This window comes from Sutterella parvirubra YIT 11816 (assembly GCF_000250875.1).
In the GTDB taxonomy this organism is placed as follows: domain Bacteria; phylum Pseudomonadota; class Gammaproteobacteria; order Burkholderiales; family Burkholderiaceae_F; genus Sutterella; species Sutterella parvirubra.
The window spans coordinates 6,262-13,589 of record NZ_JH604944.1 but is presented as its reverse complement, the minus strand read 5'-3'; the positions used below and the strand labels follow the sequence as shown (position 1 = coordinate 13,589).

Sequence of the window (7,328 nt, the reverse complement as noted above, 5' to 3'; positions counted from 1 at the left end):
CCGCCACGCCGGATGGCTGTGCAAGGACGGAGACTGCTGTGTGGCCTGTGTCCAGGTGGGAGAAATTGAGAGCGGAGAATCCTTGAAAAACACGGGCTTCCGAGTAAGTCGGAAGCCCGTGCGCGAGAGCGTGGTTGCGCCATCTTAGTTTTGTGTCAATCGTACAGGACCAGGGGATTCGACTGAAACAGTGGGTAGTCCCTCTGAATTTCGTAATCGTTATGCCCGGCTTCGACGGAAATGTCAAGACCGATAGGCGGTCATTGTTCGCCGCCCAAAAACAGCAAGTCTCCGTGCCCACCCCGACGCCGTGCGATAATCGCACCGCCCAAAAGGCCTCCCGCAAAACACCGAACACCACCGACACCCCCATGCTCTCCTGGCTTCTCAACACCACGCTGATGGCGGTCCCCTTCCTCATCCCCGTCGTGATCTTCCTGATCGCGCGCCGCAGGGGCTTCCGCTGGCCGATCCAGAAGACGCTTCTGGGCGTGGCGTTTCTCTTCTACGCGGCGAGTCTTCTCGCCTTCACGGTGACGGCCTGGCAGTCGAACGACCCGCGCGTCTTCTTTCTCGCCTTCTACGGCTTGACGGAAGAACCCTCCGCCGCGACGCTGACGGGCTACGCCCTCCAGGGGCTCGCCGTCGTCGCGCTGATGTTCGTCGTCAACTGGAAAACGGTCATGCTCTACAAGGGCGTCGACGACGGGAGCGCGCAGACGGCGAAGATTCTCGAAAAGATGAAGGCGAAGACGGAACCCGCCGAAGCGAAGCCGGAAGAGAAGACCAAAGAAAAGGCTGAAGAGAAGCAGGAAGAACAGCCCGGCGACAAGAAGGCGTAACCGTCGAACCGTCGAACCGCCGAATCCCGAATTCCGAAACGACGAAGCCCGCGGACCTGACGCCGCGGGCTTCGTGCTGATGGAGTCCGGCAAACCCGGTCAGCAGATGCGGGGGAGCTGCTCGCCCGTGAGCCAGTCGACGCCGCGGCGGCCGCCCATCAGGGTGGTCATCTCGACGAAGCCGGCGTTTTCTTCCGTCACGCGGCCGACCACGGCCGCGTCGCGCCCGTAGGGCGAGGTGCGGATGGCGGCGAGCGCCGCTTCGGCCTGCGCCTCGGGGCAGATCACGATCAGCTTCCCTTCGTTCGCGACGTAGAGGGGGTCGAGCCCCAGGAATTCGCACGCGGCCTTCACTTCGGGCTTCACGGGGATGAGGGCTTCGTCGAGAAGGATCCCGGTGTTGCTCTCGGTCGCGATTTCGTTGAGGGTCGTGGCAAGGCCCCCTCGGGTCGGGTCGCGCAGCACGTGCGTGTCGGGGGCGGCTTCGAGCACCGCCGCCACGACGGCGTTGAGGGGCGCGGCGTCCGATTCGATCGTCGTCCCGAAGCTCATCCCTTCGCGCTCCGACAGAATCGCCGTGCCGTGGTCGCCCATCGTCCCGGTGACGATCACGACGTCGCCGGGCTTCGCTTCCGTGCCCGCGATCGTGCGGGACGTGATCTTCTCACCGATCCCGGCGGTCGAGATGTAGAGGCCGTCAGCGAGGCCGCGGTCCACCACCTTGGTGTCGCCCGTGACGATCGCGACGCCCGCTTCCTTCGCGGTCGCGGCCATCGAGGCGCAGACGCGGTCGAGCACCTCGAAGGGGAGACCCTCTTCAAGGATGAAGCTCGCGGCGAGCCAGAGGGGTTTCGCGCCGCAGACGCTCACGTCGTTCACCGTCCCCGCCACCGCGAGGCGGCCGATGTCGCCCCCGGGGAAGAAGAGGGGCTTCACGACGTGCGCGTCGCAGGAGACCGCGACGGGATTCGTGATGGGCGGGAGCACCGCGCCGTCGTGGCGCTGATCGAGCCACTCGTTCGAGAAGTGCTTCGCAAAGATCGAGCGGATGAGTTCCGCCGTGGCGCGGCCGCCGGAGCCGTGCGTCATCGCGACGCGGCCGGTCTTGATGTTGATCACTTGGTCGTCTCCTGGTTCGTGTTCTTCGTCTTCTCTTTGTCGGCGCGGCGGCCGTACGTCCAGAGCGCGGCGCAGGCGCCTTCGGACGAGACCATGCAGGCGCCGATCGGGTGCGAGGGCGTGCAACCGCGCCCGAAGAGCGGACACTGCGCGGGCTCCTTCTCGCCCCTGAGGATCTCGCCGCAGAGGCAGGACTTGGGCTCCGGGATGCTCCGGTAGGGGAGGTTGAAGCGGCGCTCGGCGTCGAATTCGGCGTAGGCCTCGCGGATTTTGAGGGCGGAGTGCGGGACGCTCCCGAGACCGCGCCATTCGAAACTGTCGCGCAGCTCAAAGACCTCGTCCATGAGCGCGATCGCCTTGCGGTTCCCGTCGGCCGTGACCGCGCGGGTGAATTCGTTTTCGACTTCGGCGCGGCCGTCGTTGACCTGGCGGACGAGCATCAGGATGGAGAGCAGCATGTCGAGCGGCTCAAAGCCCGCCACGACGACGGGCACGCGGCGCTTTTCCGCGAACGACGCGTAGGGCTTCCAACCGATCACGGTCGAGACATGGGCGGGGCCGACGAGGCCGTCCAATTTGGGCGCCGTGGGCGTGTCGAGAATGTGGTTCATCGCCGCGGGCGTCAGCACGTGCGAGCACACGACGGAGAAGTTTTTGAGGCCCTCCGCCTTCGCGGCGAGAATCGCCGCGGCCGTGGGCGGCGTCGTCGTCTCGAAGCCGATCGCGAAGAAGACGATCTGGCGCTCCGGATTCTCGCGGGCCATTTTGACCGCGTCCATGGGCGAGTAGATCATGCGGACGTCGCCCCCTTCGGCGCGGGCGTCGAAGAGCGACTTTCCCTTCACCGCGGGAACGCGCAGCAGGTCGGCGTAGGTGCAGAGCGTGACGTCGTGCTCCAAGGCGAGTTCGCGCGCGCTCTCGATGCGGCCCATGGGGAGCACGCACACGGGGCAGCCGGGGCCGTGGATCATGCGGACGTTCTCAGGGAGAAGGTCGGTCAGGCCCCAACGCGAGAGCACGTGCGTGTGCCCGCCGCAGAACTCCATGAAGCGGTAGACGCGGGCGGGATCGGCCTCTTCGCGGATTTTGGCCGCGAGCGCCTGCGCTTCGGGGCGGGTGCGGTATTCGTCGACGTACTTCACGAGAGGCCCCCTTCGGCGTTGATGAGCTTCAGGGTTTCGGCGGCCTCTTCGGGGCTGATGCGGTTCAATGCGAAGCCCACGTGAACGATCACCCAGTCGTCGGGCTTCGGGTCGTCGATGAGGGAGACGTCGATCGACTTCTCGATGCCGCCGATGTCGGCTTCGGCGGTGCGGCCGTCATCGGCAACGCGGGTGATGCGTGCGGGGATGGCAAGGCACATGGGTCGGTACTCCTGAAAAGTGGGAAACGGTGCGGCTGGGGCTGATTTTGGGCTTCAAGCCGCCCCGTCAAGCTTTGAAATCATAGTCGGTGCGGCCGAGGGCGAGCGCCCGGAGGGCGATCCACGCCTGCCCCAAGGCGACGCCGCCGTCGCCGGGCGGCGCACGGTGCGGAAGCACCGCGTCGATCCCGCGAAGGCGCATGAGGCGGGGAAGGCCGTCCGCCAACGTCCGGTTGACGACGCACCCGCCCGAGAGCACGATGTGCGCGCCCGCGGGATCGTTCCCGCAGAGCTTCACGGCCCAGTCGGCAAGGGCATGGGTGAGCGTCGTCTGCCAGAGAAGCGCGAGCTTCGCGGGGTCTTCGCCCGCGAGGCGCCCTTCGACGAGACGACGATCGAGGGTCGTCATGTCGAGAACGCCGTCCGCATGAATCTGCCAGGCATCGGGCCAGTAGGGGAACGCACCAAAGTCGGCAAGCCCCATGGCGTCCGCGGCCTTCTGCGCTTCCGCCTCAAGGCGCATCGCCGCCCAGGCTTCGTCCTGCTGCACCGTGACGAAGCCGAGGACGGCGGTGACGGCGTCGAAGCGTCGGCCGAGCGACGTCGTCCGGGGCGAGAGGCGTTCAATCTTCGCGAGCTTCGGAATCTGGCGGGCTTCGGGCGTCTCGGGGAAGACCTCGCCGATCCGGTCGGCGAGCCCCACGGCGTCCATGAGCGCCGCGCCCACGCGCCAGCACTCGCGCGCGGCGCGGTCCCCGCCGGGGAGCGCGAGCGGCGCGAGGTGCCCGAGGCGGGTGAAGTGGTCGGGTTCGAGCGCGAGGAGTTCCCCGCCCCAGGGCGTGCCGTCGGGGCCGAGGCCGACCCCGTCCAAGGCGAGCCCCAAGACGCGCCCCGTCATCCCTGCTTCCGCCGCCACCGCCGCGACGTGCGCGGCGTGGTGCGGGACCTTGACGAGGGGGAGGCCCGACTCGACCGCGCGCCTTTCGGCTTCGTGCGTCGAGGCGAAGTCGGGGTGCGCGTCGCAGGCGAAGGCGTCGGGCGCCTTGGCGAGAATGCGGGCCAAATGTTCGGCCCCTTCCTTCATCGCGTGAACGACGGTCCGGTTTTCCAGGTCGCCGATGTGCTGCGAGAGGAAGGCTTCGCCGCCGCGCGTCTGGCAGAGCGTCTCCTTCATCCAGGGGCCGTAGGCGAGGACCGAGGGGCGCGAGGCCTCATCCATGCCGGGAACGTCCGGCATGACGATCGATTCCGGCACCGCTCCGCGGGCGCGGCGCACCCAGAGGGGGCCCTCTTCGGCGACCCGCACGACGCTGTCGTCGTTTCGGAGAAGAATCTCGCGGTTGTGAAGGAGCACGGCGTCGGCGATGTGGGCGAGCCGCCGCATCGCTTCGTCGTTGTCGATCACGAGGGGTTCACCCCCGGGATTCGCGCTCGTCATGACGAGGGCTTCCGGGATGACGGCGTCCTCCAACCACGCCGTCCCTTCGGGTTCGCCCGCGAGCGCGTGAAAGAGAAGGGCGTGAAGCGGTGTGTAGGGAAGCATCACGCCGATCTCGGTGAGGCCGTCCGCGACCCCCGGCCACGCGGGTGCGTCGGGGCGCTTCTTCAAAAGCACGATCGGGTGCGCCGGGGAGAGCATGAGCTCGCGCTCGGCGTCGTTCACCTGCGCAAAGGTCGCGGCGGACGCGAGGTTCGCGCACATGACGGCGAGGGGCTTTTCCGAGCGGCCCTTCCGGTCGCGGAGCCTCGCGACCGCGGCCGCGTCGTTCGCGATCACGGCGAGGTGAAAGCCCCCGAGCCCCTTGACGGCGACGGTTCTGCCTTCTTTGAGGAGCCGCACGGTTTCGCGCACGGGGTCGCCGGGGATCGCCTCGCCCGTGATGGAAAGAAGCGTCAGCTGCGGCCCGCAGACGGGGCAGGCGTTGGGCTGCGCGTGAAAGCGCCGGTCGAGGGGATCCTCGTACTCCTTCAAACAGGCCGGGCACATCGGAAAGACGCGCATCGAGGTCTGCGGCCGGTCGTAGGGGAGCGACTTCGTGATCGTGAAGCGCGGCCCGCAGTGCGTGCAGTTGGTGAAGGCGTAGCGGTGGCGGCGGTTTCCCGCCGTGAAGACGTCCTCCAGACACGCCCGGCAGGTGGCCGCGTCCGCCGTGATCGCCGTGACGACGGGACCCTCCGAGCGGCTCTCCGTGATCGTGAAGGCTTCGCACCCCTCGAAAGGCGCGTCTTCCGGCGTGATCACGTCGATGCGCGCGAGCGGGGGCTTCTCCCGGATGAGCGTCTCGGGGAAGGCGGCGAGCGCCTCGGGGTCGCCCTCCAGGTGAACCCCCACGCCGGCCGCGTCGTTCCAGACGTAGCCGGTGAGGTTGAGCGCTGCCGCGATCCGGTAGACCGTCGGGCGAAAGCCCACGCCCTGCACGAGACCGTTGACGCGGAAGTTCTTCGCGGTTGCCGTCATGGGCGTTCCTTTGTTCCCTGTGGGTGGAGATCAGATCGAGGCGGCGAGAAGCGAGGCTTTGAGCCACGCGTTCCAGCGCTCCAACCCTTCGCCCGAGGTGGCCGACGTGCGGAAGATCTTCGCGCGGGGGTTGACGCGCCGGATGAATTCCTCGGCCTTCTCGATGTCGAACTTGAGGTAGGGAAGAAGGTCCACCTTGTTGATGATGCAGATGTCCGCCGCGCGGAACATGTCGGGGTACTTGAGCGGCTTGTCTTCGCCTTCGGTGACGGAAAGCACCGCGACCTTGTGGGCTTCGCCCAGGTCGAACTCCGCCGGGCAGACGAGGTTTCCGACGTTTTCGATGAAGAGGATCGAGGCGTCTTCGAGCGGGAGGCGCGCCAAGGCGTCCTTCACCATCTGGGCGTCCAAGTGGCAGCCCTTCCCGGTGTTGATCTGCACGGCGCGGGTGCCGGTTGCCTGAATGCGGGCGGCGTCGTTCGTCGTTTCCTGGTCGCCTTCGATGACGGCGGTGGGGATGTCGCCCGCGAGCTTCGTGAGCGTGGCGGAAAGGAGCTCGGTCTTCCCGGACCCGGGCGAGGAGACGAGGTTCAAAGCCAACACGCGGTGCTTCGCGAACTCGGTGCGGTTTTCGTTCGCGATGCGGTTGTTGCGCCCGAGGATGTCCTCTTCGACCATCACGGCGCGCGCGGCCGGGGTGCCCGGCATGTGGCTGTGCTGCGGACCGTGGTCGTGATCGTGGTGATGGTGGTGGTCCCCGTGATCATGATCGTGGTGATGATCGTGGTCGTGGTGGTGTTCGTGGACCGTGATCGTCTCGATGCCGTTTTCGTCCGTGTGGACGTGCGTGTGGGTGTGGCCGCTCCCGCAGCCGCAAGTCGTGCACATGGTGTTCGGGTTCCTGTTCGTAGATGGGTTTTCGTAGTGAATGTCTTGGGGGATGGCGCCGATGGCAGGAGCCGGAGCGGCGCTCCGGACGCCCCTACTTCGGGCCGGCGTCAGCCTTCGGCGTTTTTGTCCGATCCCTCGTCGGTGAGCTCCGTGAAGTCGACGACGCGCAGTTCCGTGCCGCCCGTCGCCATCAGCTGGAACCCCCCGCAGTCGGGGCAGGGGTCGCCGTAGCGCGCGAGCGGGACGTCCTTCCCGCAGGTCATGCACCAGGCGCGCCCGGGCGGGCGCTCAAGGACCAACTCGGCGCGCTCGGCGACGGAGCCCTTCCTCACGCTCTGCCACGCAAAGGTGAGGCTCGGGATGTCGACCCCGGCCAATTCCCCCACCGCGACGCGGATCGAGCCCACGGCGGCGATCTGGTTGGCTTCGGCCGTGCGCTCGACGACGTCGAGAATCCCTTCGGCGATCGAAACTTCATGCATGGGGCTGGCCTCCGTTGGCGCGGTGCTGGAAGACGACCGGGACGCAGGCGTCGAGTCCGAAGAGCGCTTCCTTCAGGGTTTGTTCAAGAGCTTGGCGGCAGCGTTCGCACTTGGGGCCTTCGCCGCAGAGGCGCCGCACGATCTCGGCGGCGACGCGGGCGGCGGCGCCTTCG

General features: G+C 67.4%; 8 protein-coding genes. 1 reads left to right on the top strand and 7 read right to left on the bottom strand.

What is annotated here, in order from left to right:
• The first annotated feature begins 371 nt into the window (after positions 1–371).
• Positions 372–842, top strand: a complete 471-nt coding sequence (locus HMPREF9440_RS10495; protein WP_050816115.1) for a hypothetical protein — start codon at positions 372–374, stop codon at positions 840–842.
• 99 nt (positions 843–941) lie between these two features.
• On the opposite strand, the gene hypE is transcribed toward HMPREF9440_RS10495, so the two are convergent.
• From hypE to HMPREF9440_RS11400, 7 genes are all read right to left on the bottom strand, one after another.
• A complete protein-coding gene (gene hypE / locus HMPREF9440_RS04540) occupies positions 942–1,961 on the bottom strand; it encodes a hydrogenase expression/formation protein HypE (protein ID WP_008541911.1) in 1,020 nt (339 codons plus the stop codon).
• A complete protein-coding gene (gene hypD / locus HMPREF9440_RS04535; protein WP_008541910.1) occupies positions 1,958–3,103 on the bottom strand; it encodes a hydrogenase formation protein HypD in 1,146 nt (381 codons plus the stop codon). Before hypD ends, hypE begins: the two co-directional genes overlap by 4 nt.
• Positions 3,100–3,324 (bottom strand): HypC/HybG/HupF family hydrogenase formation chaperone, encoded by a 225-nt coding sequence (locus HMPREF9440_RS04530; protein ID WP_008541909.1) that lies wholly within the window; start codon positions 3,322–3,324, stop codon positions 3,100–3,102. Before HMPREF9440_RS04530 ends, hypD begins: the two co-directional genes overlap by 4 nt.
• Before the next feature lie 67 nt (positions 3,325–3,391).
• Entirely contained in the window at positions 3,392–5,782 is a 2,391-nt protein-coding gene (gene hypF, locus HMPREF9440_RS04525) for a carbamoyltransferase HypF (RefSeq protein ID WP_008541907.1), read from the bottom strand.
• Between the two features lie 30 nt (positions 5,783–5,812).
• Positions 5,813–6,670 carry a hydrogenase nickel incorporation protein HypB gene (hypB, locus tag HMPREF9440_RS04520; protein ID WP_008541906.1) on the bottom strand — a complete coding sequence of 286 codons (858 nt, stop codon included), beginning with the start codon at positions 6,668–6,670 and terminating at the stop codon, positions 5,813–5,815.
• Between the two features lie 110 nt (positions 6,671–6,780).
• Positions 6,781–7,155, bottom strand: a complete 375-nt coding sequence (locus HMPREF9440_RS04515; RefSeq protein WP_008541905.1) for a hydrogenase maturation nickel metallochaperone HypA/HybF — start codon at positions 7,153–7,155, stop codon at positions 6,781–6,783.
• Positions 7,148–7,328: hypothetical protein (locus tag HMPREF9440_RS11400; protein ID WP_172634285.1), on the bottom strand; the 181-nt coding region annotated here is incomplete at its 5' end. The genes HMPREF9440_RS04515 and HMPREF9440_RS11400, both read right to left, overlap by 8 nt.

Coding starts and splice junctions, on each gene's coding strand:
- HMPREF9440_RS10495 (WP_050816115.1), top strand. CDS start 372: ATGCTCTCCTGGCTTCTCAACACCACGCTGATGGCGGTCCCCTTCCTC.
- HMPREF9440_RS04530 (WP_008541909.1), bottom strand. CDS start 3,324: ATGTGCCTTGCCATCCCCGCACGCATCACCCGCGTTGCCGATGACGGC.
- hypF (WP_008541907.1), bottom strand. CDS start 5,782: ATGACGGCAACCGCGAAGAACTTCCGCGTCAACGGTCTCGTGCAGGGC.
- hypB (WP_008541906.1), bottom strand. CDS start 6,670: ATGTGCACGACTTGCGGCTGCGGGAGCGGCCACACCCACACGCACGTC.
- HMPREF9440_RS04515 (WP_008541905.1), bottom strand. CDS start 7,155: ATGCATGAAGTTTCGATCGCCGAAGGGATTCTCGACGTCGTCGAGCGC.